The following is a 21,247-nucleotide window of genomic DNA, read 5'->3' as shown; positions in this document are numbered from 1 at the left end:
GTCAATCCACGAAGTAACCGGTGTCCAGAAAATGTTCCCACAAGGGCAGCCAGGCCGACCAGTCGTGGCCGCCCGCGACGGTGTGGCGCGCGGCGGCAGGAAAACGATCCGCCACGCGCTGGATGCGGTCGGCGAACCGGTCTTCACGGCCGTGCCCGATGAACACCGGCAACTCGGGCGGTGGGCGTTGCAGCCACCGCCACACACGCAACTCGGGGTCGCGCAGGTCTTCTTCGCTGGGTTGCCAGCGGTCGGGGCCACCGGCGCGGTCCATCACGTTGACGCTGGGCCGGCTGCCCGGGTAGGGCGCGAGCAGGCACAGCCCGTCGACCACGTCGGGCCGCTCGGCCACGTGCGCCATGGCCACCAGGCCGCCGAGCGAAATGCCGCCGAGCCAGACGCTCTTGCGGCGCGCGCGCTCCGGCGTCAGAAGGCCGTCTTGCAACGCATGCCAGGTGTCGGACGACTCCAGCCCGATGCCACTCACATCCACGGCCAGCAGGTCCAAGGGCAGCGCGCGGCGCGCCACGGCATCGGCAAACCCGGCTTCAAACATTTCTTCGGCGCGCATGGCCATGCCCGGCAGCATCACCACCAGGTGCTTTGCATCGCCTGGCGTGCCGACGGTGCGCAGCGGGGTGTTCATGCGGCGCGCTTTCGCACGGCAAAAGCCGCCGCCATGATCAGCGCGAGCACCGCGCCCGGACCCACCGTAACGCCGATCGCGTGCAGCACCGGCACCGACGACCAGGCCAGCACGCCGAAGCCGACCGCGGTGGTGAAACTCGCCACGCCGATCGACAGCAAGGTCTCGTCGTCCAGCGCTTCGCCGAGCGCGAGACGGTCGAAGAACAGCGTGTAGTTCGAACCCACGGCCACGGTGAGCAGCAGGCCCACCAGGTGCAACAGGTGCAGGCGAACGCCGGCGGCGTGCAGGCCCGCGACGACCACCATCACCGCCATCACCAGCGGCAGCATCACACCGAGCAGCCGCGCCGGGCTGCGCAACACGAAGGCCAGCACCACGACGATGGCGAGGAAGCCCGCGAGCGAGAGCACGATGGCCTCGTCGATGTACTCGCCGTACAGCGTGTCGAACTCGCCCTTGAGGTCGATGAACAAGGCGCCGGTGCCGGCCAGCGCAGTGCGCACGGCGTCCACGGGGATGTCGGCGCCCTCGGAACTGGCCGGTGGGCGCAGCGGCAACAGCACGCTCCAGCCGGTGGGGCGTTGCAGCAGCAGGGCGTCGACCGCGAGGCCCAGGCCTGTGCCGTCCAGGTCGGCGCGCGTGAGGTTGGGCGCATTGCGCGCGGCCTTCACGTCGTCCAGGAAGGGTTGCAGCCGGTCGGCCGACAGCGGCGCATCCACCAGTGCGACGCGCAGGCGCTCCCCGAGTTCGTCGGGCGTGGGCAGGCTGGCGCGCCGCGCGGCCTGCGTGGCTTCGCTGGGCAGGAAGCGCGCGGGCGTGTCGTAGCCGCCGATGAGTCCTTGGTCCACCAGCCCGCGCAGCTGGGTGCCGGCGCGTTCGGCTGCTTGCAATGCGCTCTCGCGGTCGGGCGCGGTGATGACGGCCATGTAGCGCGCGTCGGGTGCGCCGAGGTCGGCGCGCAGGTGGGCGTCGAGTTCGCCTTCTTCCTGCGTCACGGTGGACAGCGCGGAGAGGTCGGGTTGCCACAGTTCGTGGCGGTGCTGCGCGAGGTAGATGCCGGCGACCAGCACGATCGCGAGCAAGGGCCAGCGCAAGGTGTGGGCATGCGCCACCAGCGGACGCAGCACACGGCCCTGGCGCGCGCCGTCGTCCAGGTGCACGCCGGGGCCCGCGAGATCGGGCAGCAGGTAACGCGTGACCAGCGCGGCCGCGAGCACGCCGCTGATGGCGTACAGGCCCAGCTGCGCCAGACCCGGAAAGCCCGAGAACAGCAGCGCGCCAAAACCCAGCACCGAGGTGAGCACGCCCAGGCGAATGGTCGGCCAGTACTGCTCGCGCCACGACGTCGCGCCCTGCCGCCCGGACTGCACGAAGTAATAAATGGCGTAGTCCACCGCCTCGCCAATGAGCGCCGCGCCAAAGCCCACCGTGATGCCGAACACCGTGCCATGCACCAGGCCCACGGTGACGATGGCCGCGAGCGTGCCGCTGAGCACCGGCACCAGCGTGAGCAACATCAGGCGCGCGCGGCGGTACACGAAGCCGAGCATCACCGCGAGGATCACCGTGCTCATGAGCGACAGGCGCGCCACTTCTTCCTGGATCGTGGCGCGCGCGCGCACCGCGAACAGGCCGGGGCCGGACATCTGCATCGTCAGGCCGCTCATGCCGTCCTGCGCGGCGACCTTGTCGAAGGTCGCGCGGATCAGGTCGACGGCGGCGGCCTGGCCGTCGGTGTCGGAGCCGAGTGCGTGGGTCTGCACGATCAGCATGGCGCGCTCGCCATCGCGCGAGGCCCAGACGCCTTCGCGCTCGTTGGGTTGCACGCCGGCGTTGAGGCCGGACACGAGTTCGATCAACTCGCCCGTGGGGTCGCGCGCCAGATAGGGTTTGAACAACAGCCCCGCCGACGAGCTGAGCATGTCCACGCTGTTGTTGACCGCGTTGCGCAGGCCTTCCACGCTGAAACGTTCGGGCGTGACCGCGCTGCTGAGCTGGTAGCGGTGCTTCAGCATGAAGTCACGCACGGTGTCCAGGGCCTCGGCCTCGCCGTTCTGCACCGTTTCCAGCGACGTGTCTTTCGCCAGCGCCGCGCGCAGCGCGCGGGACGCGTCGGCGCGTTGCTCGGCGCTGCCGCCCGAAATGGCCACCATCAGCAGGCGCGACACCGCGCCTTCGCGCAGCTGGTCGACCATCACCTGCTGCTCGGCCGTGGGTTTGGAGGGCAGGAAAAAAGAGATGTCGGCCGAGAAGCGCGTGTTCAGGAGCAGCACGACGCCGCAGCCCATCGCCGCCAGCCAGATCAGCAGGGCGCGCCAGAAACCGCGGCTCATGGGTTCTTCACCGGCGTGATGATCATTTCGGTGCGGTCGCCATCGGCTTGCAGGTATTCGATCGTCAGCACCTGTTCGCGCGCGCCGCCCACCGTGATGCGCTTGAGCAGTTCCAGGATCTTCGGCTCGCTGGGCACCAGGGTGAGCGTCCAGGCGTCGACGTTGCCGGTCAAGGCGAGCTTGTAGTTGCGCTCCAGCGAGGCGCGGTCGCCCGAGAGCGTGCTGCGGATGCTGTCCACGAACGCCGCCACTTCGGGCCGCTGGTTCAGCTGGATGGTCATCGTGCGGCGGTCGCGCTCCAGGCTCAGCGTGTTCTTGTTGAGCACCACGGTTTCGGGCCGGGGCTTGAGGGTGCGCTTCTCCAGCCAGTCAGGCGCCCTGTAGCTCATCTCGCCGGAGGCGACCACCGGCTTGTCGAGCAGCGCGAGGTAACGCTTCTCCACGAACCTGGCGTTGCCGCCGGGGTTGCGCGCCAGCTCGGCCATGAGCTGGTCAACGTCGAACGCCGCGTGTGCCATGGCGGTGAAAGCGCAGAGCACGAGGCCCGTGAGGAGTCGTCGGATCATGTGCGTTGCCAGAAGTCGAAGAAGTTGAACCAGTTGAAAGGCGCCTGGCGACAGTACGCGCCAAGGCGGTCGGCGTAGACCTGCATGGCCTGGGCGATCGCCGCGTCGCGCTCGCCGCGTTCGACGGTGGAGAAATCGGCCAGCAGCTCGAAGTGCAGCCGGTAGCGGTTGCCGCCGAGGTACAGGCCGGCCATGAAGAACACCGGGCGGCGCAACATCGCCGCCATGCGCCAGGGGCCGATCGGGAAACGCGCGGGCTTACCGAGGAACAGGCATTCTGCCGTGCTGTCGTTGGCAAGCGATCGGTCGGCCAGCAAGCCCACGAGGTGTCCGGCGTCCAGCCGGTCGCGCGCCTTGAGCATGGAGTCGGGGCGGCCCAGCGGCACCACATCCTGGTGCGCCTTCGGGTTGATGGCGTGCAGGATGGCGTTGATCTTGCGCGCATTCTCCTCGTACATCAACATCGCCACCGGCGCGTGGGCGTGCTGGTGCGCCATGGCGCGCAGCACCTCGAAGCTGCCCAGGTGTGCGCCCAGCAGAAAGGCGCCGCGTTGCCGTTCGAGCGCGGCATGCACCTGCTCGTCACCGACGAACTGGATGTCGAACAGGTCGAAGCGGTCGTTGAGCAGATAGACACGGTCGTGCACCGTGCTGGAAAAACTCATCACGTGGCGGTAGGCGTCGAGCCAGGTGGGCTTGCGCCCGAGCGCGCGTTCCAGGTAGACGGCCCCCGTGCGGCGCGCCTTGGGCGAGAACACCACGTAGTACAGCGCGATGAAGCGCAGCAACACCCGGCCCACCGTGCGCCCCAGGCGCAGCGAGACCCAGACCATGAAGCGCAGCACACCGAGGTGGCTGCGTTCTTCCTGGCGCATCCAGTCGGGTGGTGCCGGGTTGCTCATGCGGCCGATGGTGGCACGAAGTTGCCCGCAGCCACCTCCCGGCCTTCACAGGTCACGGCAAAAGCGATCGCGCCGCGCGGCGTGGTCTTGAGCGCGAAGCGCAATACCTGCGACGGCCCGACCGGCACGAAGAACTTGGCCTGCGCGATCTGCCAGCCCGCGGCGTGGGATACACCGCGCATCTGCACCGCGAACAGGAGGGCCTGGTCGAGCAGCACCACGCCGGGCACGATGGGGCGCGACGGGAAGTGGCCGGCAAAGGCCGGGTGGTCGGCCGGCACGGTCCAGGTGAATTCAGCCGTGTCCATGCGGCTTCACCTTGTCGGCATAGAGCGCCTGCAGCGCGGTGCGCGGCAGCTTGCCGGTGTCGTTGCGCGGCAGTGCTTCCAGCAGCACCAGCGGGCGCGGCAGGAACACCGCGTCCAGCCGCTGGCGCAACTGGGCCATGAGCGTGCGGGCGTCCAGCGTGGGGGCCACCACGAAGGCGGTGAGGCGCACCACGCCGTCGTGGGCGTCGGCCTCGTCGGGCAGGAAGAACGCGGCATCGACCACGCCGGGCACGGCGCCGATCTGGTGGTTGAGGTAGGCCAGCGAGGTGCGTTTGCCGGCGATGTTGACGAGGTCGGCGTGGCGGCCGTGCAGCACGAAGCGGCCGTCGTCCCGGCATTCGATGATGTCGGCCAGCGGCACGCGGCCTTCCACATGGCCGCCGCTGGCGTAGGTGGTGTCGCCTTCCTGTTCGAGCCGCGCCTGCCCCATGATGGTCCAGGCCGCGCCGTCGAGCGTGCGGCGGCAGGCCAGGGCGGACGATTCGGTGGAGCCATAGATCTCATGCACCGGCGCGCCGCAGTGCGCTTCGGCGCGGCGCGCAAGCTCGGGGCTGAGCGGCGCGGTGGCCGAGAGAATCAGGTCCACCGGCGGCACCTGGAGTTCCGAGGCCAGCAGCGCCGAGAGGTGGTAGGGCGTGGTCACCAGCATGCGCGGGCGCGGCACGGCTTGCAGTGCGGTGACGATGTCTTGCGGGTAGAACGGTTTGCCGGCAAAGAAGCTGCAGCCACCGTGCAGCGCCACGAGAAAGGTGGACTCGAAACCGTAGCTGTGTTGCGCCGGCACCGTGCCCACGATGGCCTGCGGCTGCTTCAGCAGACCCAGTGCCTCGGATTCCGCCAGCCCGTTGAGCACCACCTTGCCCCAGGTCTTGCGGTGCGGCTGCGGCGCGCCGGTGGAGCCGGAGGTGAACAGGATCGCCACCAGGCGCTGCCCGTCCACCTGCGGCATCTCGACCTGGGCCGGGCGCTCCAGCGCACCGAGGTCGGGGAACACCAGGCCGGGCATGCCGGGCACGGTGTCGGGGCGGTCGCCGAGCCAGGCCACGCCGGGGTGGTCGAGCGCCAGGTGTTGCAGGGTCTCCGGCGACTGCGACGAGGGCTGCAGGCTGACCTTGCCCGCCAGCAGACCGGCGGCAAAACCGACCGCGAAGTGGTAGCGGTCTTCGCACATGTTGAGCAGCCAGTCGCCCGCGGGCAGCACGGCCGCGAGCGCGTGCGCGTCGCTCAGGAAGGCGCGCACGGTGACCGGGCCTTGCGCGCGCCAGGCGAACACGTCGTCCAGCGCGTGGTGGCTGAACAGGGCGGACGTGCTCATGGCTTCGACGCCTTCGTGCCGTTGCGCTGCGCCGACTCGCGCCGATAGGCCTTGATGACCGCCGAGATGCCCGGGCGCTCGTCCGGTGGCAACAGCCAGAATCGCATCAGGTATTCGGCGAGAAACATCAGGCCCACGAGCGGGCCGGTCAGCAGGTTGGCGTGTATCGACCAGACCTCGGGCGAGGCCCAGATGAACAGCCCGGTGGAGACCAGTGCATTGCCAAAGAAGAACAACGTCCAGGCCAGCGTGGCGCCGCGCGTGTAGCGCACATTGCGCTCGGACAGTGGCGGCGGAAAGATGCGCCGCGCCATGCGGGTAATGACCGCTTCCCCCGGGCCGAACAGCGACTTGCCGAAGAACACCCCCAGCGCGATGTGAATGCCCAGGTGCTGCAGGTAGTACATCAGCGGCACGTTGTGGCGCAGGCGCGGCCACAACCAGGCCAGCAGCGCGCACAAGGCCAGCACACCGCCCGCGCGCAACATCCATTGCGGCACGCGCCACAAGGCCATGGCCAGCGCCGCCACGATCGGCAGCACCGCCACCGCCGCGTTGAAGCTGGCGTTGCCCCAGCCACTGCTGCCCACGTGCGCCGCGACGACCCATGCCACCATCAGGAGCAGCACGCCGAGGTTGCGCAGCACCGAGGACTCCGTCATCTCAGACCTTCTCAGGTCGTGCGCTGGCTGGCGATGTAGGCGGTGAGGGCGCGTGGCGACGCGAAGATTTTTTCGTTGTCTTCGTTGTCCGAGCGCATCTGGAAGCCGTAGCGCTTGGAGATCACGAGCGAGATCTCGAGCATGTCGATGGAGTCCAGACCCATGCCATCGCCGTACAGCGGGCCATCGGGGTCGACCTCGCTGGCTTCGAGTTCCATGTTGAGGGCTTCGATGATCAGCGCGATCACCTCGGGAACGAGGGCGTCGATGTCGGCGGGAGAAGCGGGAGAAGTCATGGCATCCGTTCAAGAAGAAAAACCAGGTGGTGCGCGGAACGCCAGCACGGCGTTGCTGCCACCGAAGGCAAAGGAGTTCGACAAGGCCGTCCGCAGCGGCACGCCACGGCGGCCTTGCAGGACATGGTCCACGCCTTCGCAGGCCGGGTCAATGCGCCCGGACAAGTGGGCGGTGGGCGGAATGGCCTGCTCGCGCAGGGCCAGGGCGGTGATCACCGCTTCGACCGCGCCGCTGGCCCCCAGCAGGTGGCCGTGCATGGACTTGGTGGCGCTCACCGGCAGCTGCCGCGCGTGCTCGCCAAAGACCTCGCACAGGGCGGCAATCTCCACCGGATCACCCTCGGCCGTGGCGGTGCCATGGGCGTTGACGTAGTGGACGTCGTCGGGGCCGAGCTGCGCATCGGCCAGCGCCGCGCGCAGGGCGCGCACCTGGCCCGTGCGTTGCGGGCGGACGAGATGGGTGTGGTCGCAACTCGTGCCGAAGCCGATGAGTTCGCCGTGGATGCGCGCGCCGCGCGCCACCGCGTGGTCCCAGGCTTCGAGCACCAGCGCCGCGCCGCCTTCGCCCAGCACCAGGCCGGCGCGGTCGGCGGAAAACGGCCGGCAGGCCGACGGCGCGGTCTGCGCGTCACCCGGGGCCATGACGCGCATGGCTTCCCAAGCGCGCACCACGCCGTAGGACTGGCACACGTCGGAGCCGCCGGTGATCATCACCGCGGCCTCGCCGCTGCGCACGCGCCGGAACGCTTCGCCAATCGCGATGCCCGACGACGCACAGGCGGCGGTGTGGCTGGTGCTCACGCCGCCCATGCCGAGCTGGATCGAGATGTGCGCGTTGACCGCGTTGTTCATGCCTTGAACCACCGACAGCGGCGACACGCGCTCGCGGCCCTTGAGCCACATCTCGCGGCTGCCGCGCTCGTGCGCCGCCACACCACCCAGTGCCGTGCCCCAGATGCAGCCCCAGTGCTCGCGCGAGGTGTCGCCCTCGGCGGCCAGGCGCGGCAGGCCCGCCTGTTCCCAGGCCAGGAAAGCCGCGGCCGTGCCGAGCTGGGCGAAGCGCTCCATCATCAGCGCCAGGGGCTTGCCGAGAATGGCTTCGGGATCAAAGTCCGGACAGATGCCGGCCGGTATCGACAGCGGGCGCGGTGGATCGTCGGTCTGCAGATGGCGCACGGCCGATTCGCCGGCCAGCAAGCGTTCGAAGAAGTGGGTGTCATCGCCGCCGTAGGGGCTGATCACCCCGAGGCCGGTGATCGCGACACGGTGGGCGCGGTGCATGGTTCAGGTGGTCTTCAGGGCCGTCAGCGAGTCGATCACGGCCTGCATGTCGGCGATGGTTTTGGGAGGCGTCACGTCGGAGGGAATGTCGATCCCCATGCGGTCTTCGGCCTCGAACATCAGCTCGGCCAGCATCAACGAATCCACGCCGAGATCGGCCAACAACGACTCAGGTCGCACCTGATCGGGTTCCACGCCCAGGCGGTCGGTGAGAAACGTGCGGATCATGTCGGAAGAGTTCATGAGAAACGCCCAAGGGTGAGACTGGCATGGCGCGGCCTGCACGCAAGCCATGGATTGCGCAAGTAAATGAAACGGGGGAACTCCTCCGAAGCGAATGCTCTCTGTGCTGCATGCGGCCTTGGAGGCCGCACGCCGCCTCGCTTTTCGCAGGGTGGTGAATTATACAAAGGCCCCTGGCGCGGCAAGGGCAGCGGCGCGCGTGTCGTACAGTAGCTTCCGCCGGTCGGGTTTTCCCCGACAGACGTTACATCCAACCGCATGACCCCCCCTTCCGCCCGCACCTGGTACGGCCAACTTCTGTCCCGGTTCGTCACGCTCTGGTACATCAAGGCGCTCGGCACCACGGCCTTCATGGTGCTGTTCTTCAAGGGCTACTTCTGGGTCCTGCACCACCCCCTGACCGAGCCGCTGCCCATGCCCACGCTCGCGGTCGACGACTGGGTGCCGTTCACCGCGCTGGGCTTCCCGGCCTATGTGTCGCTCTGGTTTTACGTGTCGTTGCCGTCGGCATTGATGCCCAGCCTGCGCGAACTGATCCGCTACGGGCTCTGGACGGCCGCGATGTGCCTCTTTTGCCTGGCCCTGTTCTGGGTGTTTCCGACCCAGGTGCCGGTGCCGGACATCGACTGGGCGCAACACCCGGAACTGCAGTTCCTCAAAGGCATCGACGCCTCGGGCAACGCCTGCCCGTCCTTGCACGTGGGCTCGGCGGTGTATTCGCTGATGTGGCTGCGCTACATCTTTCTGCAGGTGCGCGCGCCCACGGCGATGCAGGTGCTGAGCGTGGTGTATTGCGTGGTGATCGTCTGGTCCACCATGGCGATACGTCAGCATGTGTTTCTGGATGTGCTGGCCGGCGCGGTGGTCGGCGCCGTGTTCGGTTGGTTGTCGTTGCGTCGGGTGCCGGTTTTTCGGCCGGCGCTGGTCGAAAACGCCTAGGCTCGTGCGTCGTAGGAATGAGGATGACCCATGAACGGGCCATCCGGTCCGATGATCGTTCCACCGAAAGGAGTCTTGCCATGTCCGCCACTGCCACCACGTCCAACACCGTCCGACTGCACCGCGTGCTGCGCGCGCCCCCGGAAAAGGTGTACCGCGCTTTTCTGGATGCTGACGCCCTCGCCCGCTGGCTGCCGCCCTATGGTTTCCTCTGCCAGGTGCACCACCTGGAGGCCAGGGTTGGCGGCACCTTCAAGATGTCGTTCAAGAACTTCTCGACCGGCCATGCGCATTCGTTTGGCGGCGAGTACCTCGAGCTGGTGCCGGGTGAGCGCGTGCGCTACACCGACAAGTTCGACGACCCCAACCTGCCCGGCGAGATGCGGGTGGACGTGCAATTGAAAGCCGTGATCTGCGGCACCGAACTCAGTGTCGTGCAGGAGGGCATTCCGGCCGTGATCCCGGCCGAGATGTGCTACCTCGGCTGGCAGGAGTCGCTGGTGCAACTGGCCCACCTGGTCGAGCCGGACATTCCCGACGGGGCCTGAGTTCAGGCGGTTTTTGCGGCCGCGATGCTGGCCGCGAAGCCCTGCACGAACTCGCCCAGCTGGGCCTTGACCTTGTCGTCCTGCAGCGCACCGTCGGCGCCGAACACCGAGCCCGCGCGCGACACCATCAGGCGCCCGCCGTGCCACTGGCGCGTGCCCAGCGTGCGCAGCACCTGCAGCCAGTGGGTCTGCGACATGATGGTGCCGAAGTTGCCCGGCGATGCGCCGATGACGGCCACCGGGCGGTCGCGGAACACGTCGGGCAGGCCGGGCGTGGGCCGCGAGAGCCAGTCGATCGCGTTCTTGAACACACCGGGCACGCCGTTGTTGTATTCGGGCGTGACCAGCAGCAGCCCGTCGTTGGCGAGGATCTTTTCTTTCAGCGCGCGCACCGCGGCCGGCGTGCCTTCGCTCTGCTCCACGTCGCCGTCGTAGAGCGGAATGCCGTGCAAGGTGACGGGCTCGATCTGTGCGCCGTCGCTCGCCAGGGACACGGCCGCGCGCAGCAGCGCGGTGTTGTAGGACTGCGCGCGCAGGCTGCCGGAGATGCCGAGGATCTTGGTCATGGTGGGTCGCGTTTCAAAAAGAGGTTCAGGTTTTCCAGAAATCCGGCCGCACGTACTCGTGCTTGAGGAAGTCGATCCACAAGCGCACGCGCAGCGCCAGGTGTTTGCGCTGCGGGAACAGCGCGAAGATGCCGTTGGGCGGCGCGGCGAAGTCGTCGAGCACGCTCTCCAGCCGCCCGGCCGCGATGTCGGCCTCCACCTCCCAGGTGCTGCGCCAGGCAATGCCGTAGCCGGCCAGGCACCACTCGCGCAACACCTGGCCGTCGGTGCAGTCCAGCGGGCCGCTGGGGCGCATGTGCACGATCTCGGGCTCGCTGGCGCCGCCGGCTGCCGCCGGCACCACGAACGCCCAGCCGCGCGTTTGCGACGCGTCGCTGGAGAGCACCAGGCAATCGAAACGCGCAAGGTCGGCGGGGGTCTGTGGCCGGCCATGCAACTGCAGATAGCGCGGCGTGGCCACGCACAGGCGGCGGTTGTCGGCCAGGCGCACGCTCACCAGCGACGAGTCGGGCAGGTCGCCCACGCGCACGGCGCAGTCGTAGCCCTCACCGGCCACGTCGACCACGCGGTCGCTCAGGTTGAGCGACACGGTCACCTCGGGATGCAGTTCGCGAAAGCGCGGCACCAGCGGCGCGACGTGGCGGCGGCCAAAACCGGCCGGCGCGGTGATGCGTAAGTGCCCACTCGCTTTCACGCCACCCGCGCTCACGCTGGCTTCCGAGTTGGCGATGTCGACCAGCAGGCGCTGGCAGTCTTCGAGAAAAGCGCTGCCCTCGTGCGTGAGGGTGATGCGCCGCGTGGTGCGCACCATGAGCTTGACACCCAGCCGGGCCTCGAGCGCGTCGAGCCGGCGACCGATGATGGCCGGGGCCACGCCCTCGGCTTTGGCGGCGTTGGTGAGACTGCCGCGCGTGGCCACTGCCACGAAGGTTTCCAGTTGTTTGAGTTTGTCCACGGAGAGGCAGATTACCCCACGTGGTGTGAATAATCAACGCGAATTTGTGTTCAATTGATGACTTTCAGGCGGCCTTTTCGACCGTGGCGCTCAGGCGGGCCGCGTCTTGTGCGGTGTAGCCCAGTTCGGCCAACAGATCGGCGCTGTGCTCGCCCAGCCGGGGCGGACTGCAACGCACGCCCAGGCGCTCGCCGTCGATCGCCAGCGGCAGCAGCACGGTGTTCGCGGTCTGGCCGGCGCTGGCGCCGTCGGTCAAGGTGATGGGCGCCAGGCCACCCGTGGCGAGCAAGTGGGGGTCGTCCAGCAACTCGTGGGGTTTGGTGATGGGCGCGAACGGCAGGCCGTGGCGCTCGAACAGCGCGCCCAGATCGGCGGCGCTCTGCAGCGCCAGGCGCTCGCGCAGCAAGGGGATGAGCCAGTCGCGGTTGCGCACGCGGTTGTTGTTGCCCTGCAGGCGTGCATCGGCCTTGAGGTCCTCGTAGCCAAAGGCGTCGCAGAAGATCGCCCATTGCGTGTCGCTCACCACCGCCAGGAAGATCTGTTCGTCGTCCTTCACGCGGAACACGTCGTAGATGCCCCAGGACGAGATGCGGTCCGGCATGGGCGCGGCGGCCTTGCCGGTGACGGCGAACTGCATCATGTGCTGCGCGACGAGGAACACGTTGTTCTCGAACAGCGAGCTCTGTACCTCGCAGCCTTCACCGGTTTTCTCGCGCGCGCTGAGCGCGGCCATGACGCCGATCGCGCCGAACAGGCCGCCCATGATGTCGTTCACCGACGAGCCCGCGCGCAGCGGGTCGCCGGGGCGCCCGGTCATGTAGGCCAGGCCGCCCATCATCTGCACCACCTCGTCCAGGGCGGTTCGGTGGTCGTACGGGCCGGGCAGAAAACCTTTGTGGCTGACGTAGATCAGGCGCGGGTTGAGCTTCTTCAGGCTCGCGTAGTCCAGCCCGAGTTTCTTCATCGTGGCGGGCTTGAAGTTCTCGCTCACCACGTCGGCCGTGGCAATGAGCTTGAGCACCGCTTCCGTGCCTTCAGGTGACTGCACATCGAGCACCAGGCTTTTCTTGTTGCGGTTGAACATGGGGTAGAAGCCCGCGCCCGAACCGAGCAGGCGGCGCGTGTTGTCGCCCGCGGGCGGCTCGACCTTGATGACCTCCGCGCCCAGGTCGGCCAGCACCATGCCGCAGGTGGGGCCCATGACCATGTGGGTGAATTCGACGACGCGGATGCCTTCGTACGGCAGTGGGCGGGGGGCGGTGGCGGTGGTGTCTTGCATGGTGAACACAGGAAAGATCAGGCAGCGTGCCAGCCTTTGGGCAGGCCGGCTTCGGGCGTCATGCCGTACACCGGTTCGCCGGGCAGACCTGCTTTGAGCGGTTCGCGCGCGGCGATGAGTTTGGGAATGTCGATGCCGGTGCGCACGCCCATGGCCTCGAACATGAACACCAGGTCTTCGGTGACCACGTTGCCCGAGGCGCCCGGCGCGTAAGGGCAACCGCCCAGGCCACCGAGCGAGGCGTCGAAGGTGCGCACACCCACGTCGTACGCCGCCAGGCAGTTGGCCAGGCCCAGGCCGCGTGTGTTGTGCATGTGGGCCGCTCCAGCTTTCGCGCCCAACTCGGCGCGCAGCCGCGTGAACAGGCGGCGCACCTGTGCCGGGTTGGCCATGCCGGTGGTGTCGGACAGGCCCACCTCGTCCACGCCCACGTTCGCACAGGCCACGGCGAGGCGGATCACATCGTCCTCGTCGACCAGGCCCTGCAGCGTGCAGCCGAACGCGGTGGACAAACCGACTTCCATCGCCACGCCGGGCACGGCGTCGCGCCGCAGCGCGTGCACCTCGCGCAGTTCGTCCACCATCTGCGCCGGCGTCTTGCGCACGTTGGCCAGCGAATGCGCCTCGCTGGCCGACACCGGCAGGGTGATCTTGTGCACGCCCGCAGCCAATGCGGCCTCGGCCCCGCGCCGGTTGGGCACCAGCGCCATCACCGTGAGGCCGGCGTGTCGCAACGCGTGCTGCACCACCGCTGGCGCATCGGCCATCTGAGGCAGCAGCCTGGGCGGCACGAACGAGCCTACCTCGATCTCGCGCAGGCCAGCCGCCACGAGCGCATCGATCCACCGCAGTTTGTCCGCCGTGGGCATGGTCGCCTTGACGGACTGCAGGCCGTCGCGCGGGCCGACTTCGCTGATGAGGACTTCGGGGACGTTGTGCATGGAAAAGTGGTTTTTCTTGCGTTTCGTTAGTTAGAACGATATTCTTTCTATTGAAAGAATCGCAGATCGACCCCAGCCTGTCAACCCATGCCCCGCAAAGCCCAGACCCCTTCTGTTGCCGACGCCAACGCCGCCACGGGCGGCACCGCCGCGGTGGACCGCGCACTCTCGCTGCTCGGCGCGTTCCGTGCGGACGACGCCGCGCTCACGCTGGCCGAGCTGGCCGAGCGCACGCAACTCCACAAGAGCACCGCGCTGCGTTTGCTCGCGTCGCTGGAGCACGCGCGTTTGTTGCAGCGGCTGGACGACGGGCGTTATGCCCTGGGCGGCGAGGTGGCCCGGCTGCACGGCATCTACGCGGCCACGTTCTCGCTGGACCGCGTCGTCATGCCCGTGCTGCGCCAACTGGTCGCAGCCACCGGCGAAAGCGCGGCCTACCACGTGCGCCAGGGCCAGGCACCGAACCAGACGCGCCTGTGCCTCTACCGCGTGGACTCACCCCACCCGGTGCGCGACCACATCCGCGCGGGCGATGTGCTGCCGCTGCACAAAGGCACGGGCGGGCGCGTGCTCTCGGCCTTCGGCGCGGGCGACGACAGCCGCAAGCCCTCGCCGGCCGACAAGCGCGTTCACGCGCGCATCCGCGCCGACGGGTTCATGACGTCGGTGGGCGACCGCCTCGCGGAAGTGGCCGGCATCTCGGCGCCCGTGTTTCATGCGGACGGGTCGATAGCCGCCTCGGTGACGCTCACGATGCCCGCGCACCGGTTTGATGAGCGGCATGTGGGGAAGGTGCTGGCCGCGGCGCGGCAGTTGAGTGGGCGGGTGGGGTGACCTTGAAATAACATATATGTTGTATTTTCAACGTTAATGATAATATGAATGCATGCCAAAGCGCTCCGCCGCCATCGACGCCATGCCGCCTTCCGTGCTCGCGCATCTGCGCCAGCTGGGCGAGAACCTGGCCATTGCGCGCAAGCGCCGCCGCGAGTCGTTGAAGGACTGGGCCCAGCGCATGGGTGTTTCCGAGCCCACGCTCACGCGCATGGAAAAAGGGGACCCCAGCGTCTCCATGGGGGTGTACGCCACCGCGCTCTGGTTGATCGGCCGGTCGCAGGCCATGGCCGAATTCGCCGCACCCGAACACGACCACGGCGCACTGGAAGATGCGGTGCGGGTGGCCAGGGCGCGCTCGGTGCGCAAGCGGCCTTCGCTGTATGGCACGCCCCCGCGCGATGAAGGAGGCGATGCATGATCGCGTTCGATCTTCAGGCGTACGAGCCCACCGACACGCTCTACCTCTGGTGGCTCGCCGACCCCGCTGCACCGCGCCTCGTCGGCGAGTTGCGCATGGCACGCGCGCTGAAAGGCGTGTCGTTGGTCTACGCGTCGTCGTGGCTCGCCTCCGGCTTTCCGCTCAGCGAAGACCTGCCGTTGATGGACACAGAGTTCTTTCCCGCCGGCAAGGAAACGGCCGTGGGCGCGGTGGACGACGCGCGACCGGACCGCTGGGGTGAGCGTGTCATTCGCTTTCTGGACAAGCCGCCCCGTTTGTCGGTGCTGGACTTTCTTTTCTATGCCGGCGACGAGCGCTTCGGAGCCTTGGGTGTCTCGGTGTCGGCCGAGGCGTACTTGGCGCGGGCCACGGGGCCACTCCCGCAGCTCGCCGACGTGGACGAGATGGACCGCCTGGTGCGGCAGGTGCTGGCGGGCGAGCCTGTGGACGAGCAGAAACGGCGGCTGATCTCGCCGGGCGGCACGCTGGGCGGCGCGCGCCCCAAGTCGCTGCTGAGCATCGACGGCCACCCGTGGATCCTGAAATTCAACGAACCGGGCGAGTCCATCGACACACCATTGGTGGAGCACGCCGCGATGACCTTGGCCGAGAAGGCCGGCATCCGCGTGGCACCCACGCGACCGATCCCGTTGCCCCGGGGGCATGCGGTCGCCATCCGGCGCTTCGATCGCGAAGGTGGCATGCGCCAGCACGCGATCTCGGCCAACGTGGCGTTCAAGGCCGCAGGCGAGAAGCCGGGCTATCCCGAGTTGGCCCAGTGGCTGCGCCGGCGCGGCGTCACTACCGGCCGGCGGCACCAGGCGCAGATGCACGAGCTGTTCCGCCGGATGGTCTTCAACATCCTGATCGACAACACCGACGACCACGAGAAAAACCATGTGCTGCTGATGGACGACAGCGGCGCCTACGACCTTGCCCCGGCCTTTGATGTGCTCCCTTCCGGCCAGGCGCTCGGTTACCAGCAGATGCGGGTCGGAACCGCTGCAGCGGACTCGACGCTGGACAACGCGCTCTCGGAATGCGCGCAGTTCGGGCTCAAGAAAGACGAAGCGATTGCCCAGGTGAAGCGCGTCTGCGAGACCGTGGCGGCCTGGAAGACGCACTTCGCGCACACGGGCGTGGGCAAGGCCGACATCGAGTCGCTGGCGGCCCAGATCGACCGCGCGTTCCTGCGGGATCAGCGGGCGGATCTGCTGTCCCGTGCAAACCGGTAGACCACCAGGGCTCTCGCGGCAAATGCGCCGCTGAACGCGCCGAACACCCCGCTGGCGGCGAGCATGAACCCGGGTTGCCGAACGATGGGCAAACCGATGCCCGTGGCAAAGCCGAGGAAGAACTTGGCCATGAAGATGCCCAGCATGAGACCCGCCGGCACCCAACTGCCGGGCACCCGGATGGCACCAGGCATCGCCTGCATTTCCCGGGGACCCAATACCGAACGACCCCAGCCCGCGACAACGGTGACACCCACGGCCCAGGACAACAGCGGCGCCATCTTCAGCCCGAACGCGCTCACCACGCCGACCAGCGACAAGCCGAGCATGGCCAGCGCGATGGCCCCCATGGTGAGCGGCGTGACCAGCCGGTCGCGGGATTGCCGGTACCCGAGGAAGACGAGCAACAGCAGGACACCGAAAACCCAGGGTGGAATTTGGGACAGCATGGTGGTGGTTTGAACAGAAGTGCCGATGGGCGATGCACCCGACTGTGCAAGGGCAGGCCCCCGCGCACCACGCCCATGCGACAGGCTGCCGCTGGTGGGCGTGAAACGACGGGATGGGGCCGCGAAACGGCGGTGGAGGCGCCACGCCCATTGCCTACATTAAGGTCACAGATAAATCGCAAAAAATCGATTTAATGTCGCCTCAAGTGTGGAATACAGTTCGTCTTCACACAAACGCGCGCGCGCGTAATCCCTCACGGAGCCTTTCATGACCTCACGCACCTCTGTCCACGGCCTTCAAGTCGCCACCGAACTGTTCGATTTCATCAACCAGCAGGTGCTGCCTGGCACCGGTGTGAGCGAAGCGGATTTCTGGAAAGGCTTCGACGCCATCGTCACGGACCTCGCGCCCAAGAACGCCGCCCTGCTGGCCGAGCGCGACCGCCTGCAGACCGAGCTGGACACCTGGCACGCCGCCAACCCCGGTCCGATCCGCGACATGGCGGGCTACCGCAAGTTCCTGGAGACCATCGGCTACCTGGTGCCACAGCCCAAGAGCGTGAAGGCCACCACCAAGAACGTGGACGACGAACTGGCCGTGCAGGCCGGCCCGCAGCTCGTGGTGCCGATCCTGAACGCGCGCTACGCGCTCAACGCCGCCAACGCGCGCTGGGGCTCGCTGTACGACGCGCTCTACGGCACCGACGTGATCTCTGAAGACAACGGCTGCGGCAAGGCCGGCCCCAAGGGCGGCTACAACCCCAAGCGCGGCGCGAAGGTCATCGAATACGCGCGCTACGTGCTCGACCGCACCGCGCCGTTGAAGAAGGGCTCGCACGTGGGCTCGCGCGGCTACAAGGTGAACAAGGACGGCGACCTCGTCGTCACGCTGGCCGATGGCGGCACCAGCAAGCTGGAGCACAAGTCGCAGTTCGCGGGCTACCAGGGCGAGGCCAAGAACCCCAGCGCCGTGCTGCTCGCCCACAACGGCCTGCACCTGGAGATCCAGGTCAACCGCAACACACCCATCGGTCAGACCGACGCGGCCGGTGTGAGCGACCTCGTGGTGGAAGCCGCGCTCTCGACCATCCTCGACCTGGAAGACTCCGTGGCCGCGGTGGACGCCGAAGACAAGGTGCTGGCGTACCGCAACTGGCTCGGCATTCTGCAGACCACGTTGACGGAGTCCGTCACCAAGGGCGACAAGACCTTCACGCGCGGCCTCAACGCCGACCGCGAATACACATCGCCCAACGGCAAGAAGAATGGTGTGCGCCTGCACGGCCGCTCGCTCATGTTCGTGCGCAACGTGGGCCACCTGATGACCAACCCCGCCATCCTCTGGGGCGCGGACGGCAAGGAAATTCCCGAAGGCATCATGGACGCGATGGTCACCACCACCATCGCCCTGCACGACCTGAAGCGCACGAAGAAAGACGCCATCCGCAACTCGCGCAAGGGCTCGGTCTACATCGTCAAACCCAAGATGCACGGCCCGCGTGAAGTCGCGTTTGCCGCCGAGCTGTTCGGCCGTGTGGAACAGGTGCTGGGCCTGAAGGACAGCACGGTCAAGCTCGGCATCATGGACGAAGAGCGCCGCACGTCCGTCAACCTCAAGGCCTGCATCGCTGCTGCCGCGAGCCGCGTGGCCTTCATCAACACCGGCTTCCTGGACCGCACCGGCGACGAGATGCACACCGCCATGCTCGCCGGCCCGATGGTGCGCAAGGGCGACATGAAGGCCAGCGCCTGGATCCAGAGCTACGAGAAGAACAACGTCATCGTGGGCCTGAACTGCGGCCTGCGCGGCAAGGCGCAGATCGGCAAGGGCATGTGGGCCATGCCCGACCTGATGGCCGAGATGATGAAGCAGAAAATCGGTCACCCCAAGGCCGGCGCCAACACCGCCTGGGTGCCCAGCCCGACCGGCGCCACGCTGCACGCGCTGCACTACCACCAGGTGCTGGTGTCCGACGTGCAGAAGGAGATGGAAAAGATCGACGCCAACGCCGAGCGCGACAACCTGCTCACCGGTCTGCTGACCATTCCCGTGAGCAGCAACCCGAACTGGAGCGCCGCCGAGAAACAGCAGGAGCTCGACAACAACGTGCAAGGCATCCTGGGCTACGTGGTGCGTTGGGTCGACCAGGGCGTGGGCTGCTCCAAGGTGCCCGACATCCACAACGTCGGCCTGATGGAAGACCGCGCCACGCTGCGCATCTCCAGCCAGCACATCGCCAACTGGCTGCACCACGGTGTCGTGACCGCCGCGCAAGTCACCAAGACCTTCGAGCGCATGGCCGCCGTGGTCGACGGCCAGAACGCCGGCGACCCGCTCTACAAGAAGATGGCCGGCAACTTCAAGACCAGCAAGGCCTACATGGCTGCGCAGGACCTGGTGTTCAAGGGCATGGAACAGCCGAGTGGCTATACCGAGCCGCTGCTGCATGCGTGGCGTTTGAAGGTGAAAGCCGCAGTCTGATCCCGGCTGTGACTCCCTCTCCCGCAGGCGGGAGAGGGCCGGGGTGAGGGCTCTGGCCGAGCCAACCCCACATCAACGCGGCGCCTTCGGGCGCCGTTTCCATTGACTCTCTTCGCCTGCACATGCATCTTCAATACCTTCTCTTCGACCCCAGCGACGACGGCGAAGGCACCGGTACCTGGGATGCCATGGCCAGCGTGCGCGCCGCGCAAGTGCCCGCCGTGCTGGCCGAGGTGCGCGCGGTGATGGCGTGGGCCGAAGCCCATGCCCCCGGCCCGCGCGGCCCGCTCGATGAGGGTGGCGCGTGGGACGCGGATGAGCAGGTGCAAACCGACGGCGAATGGACCACGGTGACGCTCACCTTTACCGGCCCGTGGGAATGGGGCGAGGCGGTGGTGGCGCACTTCACGCCACCCGGCGACTGAGTCACCCGCGGATCACCTCACTTCGATTCAGGGATCACCGACCCGTCGAACGACAGCGTGCGCCGCAGCACGATGGGCTTGCCGCCCGTGCGCAGCTTGCTCATCCAGTGCGAGAGGGCCGAGTCGAGGTAGTCGGCGTGGCCGGGGAACCACTTGGCCAGTTCCAGAGCGAAATCGCGCACCGTGGCGTGGTCGCCCACGGTCAGGCGTTGTTTCACCTCGTCGAGCGACTTCAAGACGGCGGCGTGCTCGTCGATGTGGCAATCGCGCGGTGGAAAATCGGTCTCGACCATCCAGCGGTCTTCTGCGTTGAAGTGGTCGCGAAGGTGTTTTTCGACGTCAGCGAAGCACGTTGCGACCTGTTCCCCGCTGGCGTTGATCAGGGCCGAGACCACGGCGACGAACTCGCGGTGGGTGTCGTCCATGGGGCCGTAGCCCAGCAGGAATGCGTCGCTCCAGGCGAGCGGGTTGTCAGTGGCCGAATAGCCCTCGGCAGTGCGGGTGTTCATACCTTCAGAAGATACACCCAACCGCACGGCTGCCGGGGCTCAGTCGGACTTCAGGCTGGCGGCTTTTCCGGCTTTGGCCATCAACTCGTTTTCCCGAGCGATCACCTTGCCGTACGCTTCCGGGCCCGCGCCCACCGGCTCGATCACCGCGCCTTCAAAGGTCTTCACCACTTCCGGCGCTTTCACCACTTCGGCAATTTCCTTGCTGATGCGGTCGATCGCTGCCTGCGGCGTGCCCGCGGCGGCGAGCACACCCACGACCACCGAGAAGTCGAACCCGGGCACCGTTTCCGCAATCGCGGGAATGTCTGGCGCCTGGGGTGAGCGCGCGGGGGCGTTGCTGGCCAACAGCCGCACCTGGTTGCTTTTGATGAAGCCCATTACCGAGGGCAGCGCCGCGACGGAGAAGTCCACCTGCCCGCCCACCAGGGCCGGCGTGGATTGGCCCGACCCTCGGTAGGGCACGTGGCGAAGGGTGAGGTTCTGCGCGACCTTCAGCGCCTCCATCGTCAGGTGGTGTGTGCTGCCGATGCCGGAGGACCCATAGGTGAATTCATCGGGTTTGCTTTTCACCAGCGTCAGGAACTCGGCGAAGGTGTGCACACCCGTTTTCGGGTGCGCCACCACGAACAGCGGCGAGCGCGCGATCAGCGACACCGGCAGGATGTCCTTGCCCGCCTGGTAGGTGGCCGCCTTGTTGACCTGGGGTGTGATGGACAGCATGGAGCCGTCCGACACGATGAACGCGTGTCCGTCGCCGGGCGTGCTTTGCAGCAGCGTCTGGTACGCCACCACGCCGTTGCCACCCGGACGGTTGTCCACCACCACCGACTGCCCGAGCCGTTCGCCCAGGTGTTTGGCAACCACGCGCGCTACCGTGTCCGGCAGCCCACCCGCGGCATACGGCACGATGAATTTCACCGGCTTGGAGGGGTAGGCCTGCTGTGCCCACGACGCCAGCGGCGTGAGGCACAAGGCGAGTGCGGCGGTGGCGAGTGTTCTGCGGTGCATGTGGGTCTCCGGTAGTGGGCGGTGCCGCTGTTCAACACCGATCTTGTCATTTACTT

The 21,247-nt window shown here is 67.6% G+C and carries 22 protein-coding genes and 1 pseudogene; 7 read left to right on the top strand and 16 right to left on the bottom strand.

Annotated elements, in window-relative coordinates; translation table 11 throughout:
• Position 1: 1 nt before the first annotated feature.
• From FFS09_RS20035 to FFS09_RS19995, 9 genes and pseudogenes are all read right to left on the bottom strand, one after another.
• Positions 2-646, bottom strand: coding sequence for an alpha/beta hydrolase (locus FFS09_RS20035; protein ID WP_137920668.1), 645 nt, complete (start codon positions 644-646; stop codon positions 2-4).
• Positions 643-2,982 (bottom strand): MMPL family transporter, encoded by a 2,340-nt coding sequence (locus FFS09_RS20030; protein WP_137920667.1) that lies wholly within the window; start codon positions 2,980-2,982, stop codon positions 643-645. Before FFS09_RS20030 ends, FFS09_RS20035 begins: the two co-directional genes overlap by 4 nt.
• On the bottom strand, positions 2,979-3,548 hold the full coding sequence (locus tag FFS09_RS20025; protein WP_137920666.1) for a LolA family protein: 570 nt from the start codon (positions 3,546-3,548) through the stop codon (positions 2,979-2,981). The genes FFS09_RS20030 and FFS09_RS20025 overlap by 4 nt, the downstream gene beginning before the upstream one ends.
• The gene (locus FFS09_RS20020; RefSeq protein WP_137920665.1) at positions 3,545-4,450 is read right to left on the bottom strand and encodes a lysophospholipid acyltransferase family protein; all 906 of its coding nucleotides are present in this window, start codon (positions 4,448-4,450) and stop codon (positions 3,545-3,547) included. Before FFS09_RS20020 ends, FFS09_RS20025 begins: the two co-directional genes overlap by 4 nt.
• Positions 4,447-6,094: pseudogene (locus tag FFS09_RS20015) on the bottom strand (AMP-binding protein). Before FFS09_RS20015 ends, FFS09_RS20020 begins: the two are co-directional and overlap by 4 nt.
• On the bottom strand, positions 6,091-6,756 hold the full coding sequence (locus FFS09_RS20010) for a COG4648 family protein (protein ID WP_137920664.1): 666 nt from the start codon (positions 6,754-6,756) through the stop codon (positions 6,091-6,093). Before FFS09_RS20010 ends, FFS09_RS20015 begins: the two are co-directional and overlap by 4 nt.
• A gap of 11 nt (positions 6,757-6,767) precedes the next feature.
• Positions 6,768-7,052, bottom strand: a complete 285-nt coding sequence (locus tag FFS09_RS20005) for a phosphopantetheine-binding protein (protein WP_137920663.1) — start codon at positions 7,050-7,052, stop codon at positions 6,768-6,770.
• A gap of 9 nt (positions 7,053-7,061) precedes the next feature.
• On the bottom strand, positions 7,062-8,333 hold the full coding sequence (locus tag FFS09_RS20000; protein WP_137920662.1) for a beta-ketoacyl-[acyl-carrier-protein] synthase family protein: 1,272 nt from the start codon (positions 8,331-8,333) through the stop codon (positions 7,062-7,064).
• A 3-nt stretch (positions 8,334-8,336) separates the two neighbouring features.
• Complete coding sequence (locus tag FFS09_RS19995; protein ID WP_137920661.1) at positions 8,337-8,576, bottom strand: acyl carrier protein; 240 nt, start codon at positions 8,574-8,576, stop codon at positions 8,337-8,339.
• Between the two features lie 258 nt (positions 8,577-8,834).
• Between FFS09_RS19995 and FFS09_RS19990 the strand changes: the two genes are divergently transcribed.
• Both FFS09_RS19990 and FFS09_RS19985 read left to right on the top strand, forming a co-directional pair.
• Positions 8,835-9,515 (top strand): phosphatase PAP2 family protein, encoded by a 681-nt coding sequence (locus tag FFS09_RS19990; RefSeq protein ID WP_212745128.1) that lies wholly within the window; start codon positions 8,835-8,837, stop codon positions 9,513-9,515.
• Positions 9,516-9,595: 80 nt separating this feature from the next.
• A complete protein-coding gene (locus FFS09_RS19985) occupies positions 9,596-10,063 on the top strand; it encodes an SRPBCC family protein (RefSeq protein ID WP_137920660.1) in 468 nt (155 codons plus the stop codon).
• Between the two features lie 2 nt (positions 10,064-10,065).
• Here the strand turns inward: FFS09_RS19985 and FFS09_RS19980 are convergent, their stop codons facing one another.
• The 4 genes from FFS09_RS19980 to FFS09_RS19965 form a co-directional block, all read right to left on the bottom strand.
• A complete protein-coding gene (locus FFS09_RS19980) occupies positions 10,066-10,629 on the bottom strand; it encodes an NADPH-dependent FMN reductase (protein ID WP_137920659.1) in 564 nt (187 codons plus the stop codon).
• Between the two features lie 25 nt (positions 10,630-10,654).
• On the bottom strand, positions 10,655-11,584 hold the full coding sequence (locus tag FFS09_RS19975) for a LysR family transcriptional regulator (RefSeq protein WP_137920658.1): 930 nt from the start codon (positions 11,582-11,584) through the stop codon (positions 10,655-10,657).
• Between the two features lie 64 nt (positions 11,585-11,648).
• Positions 11,649-12,863: a CaiB/BaiF CoA transferase family protein gene (locus FFS09_RS19970; protein ID WP_137920657.1), complete on the bottom strand. Its 1,215-nt coding sequence runs from the start codon at positions 12,861-12,863 to the stop codon at positions 11,649-11,651.
• A gap of 17 nt (positions 12,864-12,880) precedes the next feature.
• Positions 12,881-13,804, bottom strand: a complete 924-nt coding sequence (locus FFS09_RS19965; protein ID WP_137920656.1) for a hydroxymethylglutaryl-CoA lyase — start codon at positions 13,802-13,804, stop codon at positions 12,881-12,883.
• A gap of 87 nt (positions 13,805-13,891) precedes the next feature.
• Here FFS09_RS19965 and FFS09_RS19960 point away from each other — a divergent pair, with 87 nt between their 5' ends.
• The 3 genes from FFS09_RS19960 to FFS09_RS19950 are packed head-to-tail and all read left to right on the top strand — an operon-like array spanning position 13,892 to position 16,315.
• Positions 13,892-14,638, top strand: coding sequence for an IclR family transcriptional regulator (locus FFS09_RS19960; protein WP_137920655.1), 747 nt, complete (start codon positions 13,892-13,894; stop codon positions 14,636-14,638).
• Between the two features lie 52 nt (positions 14,639-14,690).
• The gene (locus FFS09_RS19955; protein ID WP_252374442.1) at positions 14,691-15,059 is read left to right on the top strand and encodes a helix-turn-helix domain-containing protein; all 369 of its coding nucleotides are present in this window, start codon (positions 14,691-14,693) and stop codon (positions 15,057-15,059) included.
• Positions 15,056-16,315, top strand: a complete 1,260-nt coding sequence (locus FFS09_RS19950; RefSeq protein ID WP_137920654.1) for a type II toxin-antitoxin system HipA family toxin — start codon at positions 15,056-15,058, stop codon at positions 16,313-16,315. The genes FFS09_RS19955 and FFS09_RS19950 overlap by 4 nt, the downstream gene beginning before the upstream one ends.
• On the opposite strand, the gene FFS09_RS19945 is transcribed toward FFS09_RS19950, so the two are convergent.
• On the bottom strand, positions 16,279-16,764 hold the full coding sequence (locus FFS09_RS19945) for a DUF6622 family protein (protein ID WP_137920653.1): 486 nt from the start codon (positions 16,762-16,764) through the stop codon (positions 16,279-16,281). The two genes, FFS09_RS19950 and FFS09_RS19945, sit on opposite strands and share 37 nt — an antisense overlap.
• Positions 16,765-17,032: 268 nt before the next feature.
• On the opposite strand from FFS09_RS19945, the gene FFS09_RS19940 reads away from it, so the two are divergent.
• Both FFS09_RS19940 and FFS09_RS19935 read left to right on the top strand, forming a co-directional pair.
• The gene (locus FFS09_RS19940; protein ID WP_137920652.1) at positions 17,033-19,246 is read left to right on the top strand and encodes a malate synthase G; all 2,214 of its coding nucleotides are present in this window, start codon (positions 17,033-17,035) and stop codon (positions 19,244-19,246) included.
• Positions 19,247-19,368: 122 nt separating this feature from the next.
• Positions 19,369-19,671, top strand: a complete 303-nt coding sequence (locus FFS09_RS19935; RefSeq protein ID WP_137920651.1) for a hypothetical protein — start codon at positions 19,369-19,371, stop codon at positions 19,669-19,671.
• A 17-nt stretch (positions 19,672-19,688) separates the two neighbouring features.
• Here FFS09_RS19935 and FFS09_RS19930 read toward each other — a convergent pair whose 3' ends face one another.
• A complete protein-coding gene (locus FFS09_RS19930) occupies positions 19,689-20,180 on the bottom strand; it encodes a bacteriohemerythrin (RefSeq protein ID WP_137920650.1) in 492 nt (163 codons plus the stop codon).
• 39 nt (positions 20,181-20,219) lie between these two features.
• A complete protein-coding gene (locus FFS09_RS19925; protein WP_137920649.1) occupies positions 20,220-21,191 on the bottom strand; it encodes a Bug family tripartite tricarboxylate transporter substrate binding protein in 972 nt (323 codons plus the stop codon).
• Positions 21,192-21,247: the final 56 nt, after the last annotated feature.

Source organism: Hydrogenophaga sp. 2FB, from assembly GCF_005503365.1.
In the GTDB taxonomy this organism is placed as follows: Bacteria; Pseudomonadota; Gammaproteobacteria; order Burkholderiales; family Burkholderiaceae_C; genus Hydrogenophaga.
Note: the sequence above shows the minus strand (reverse complement) of the source record. Positions and strands in the feature narration are given on the sequence as shown.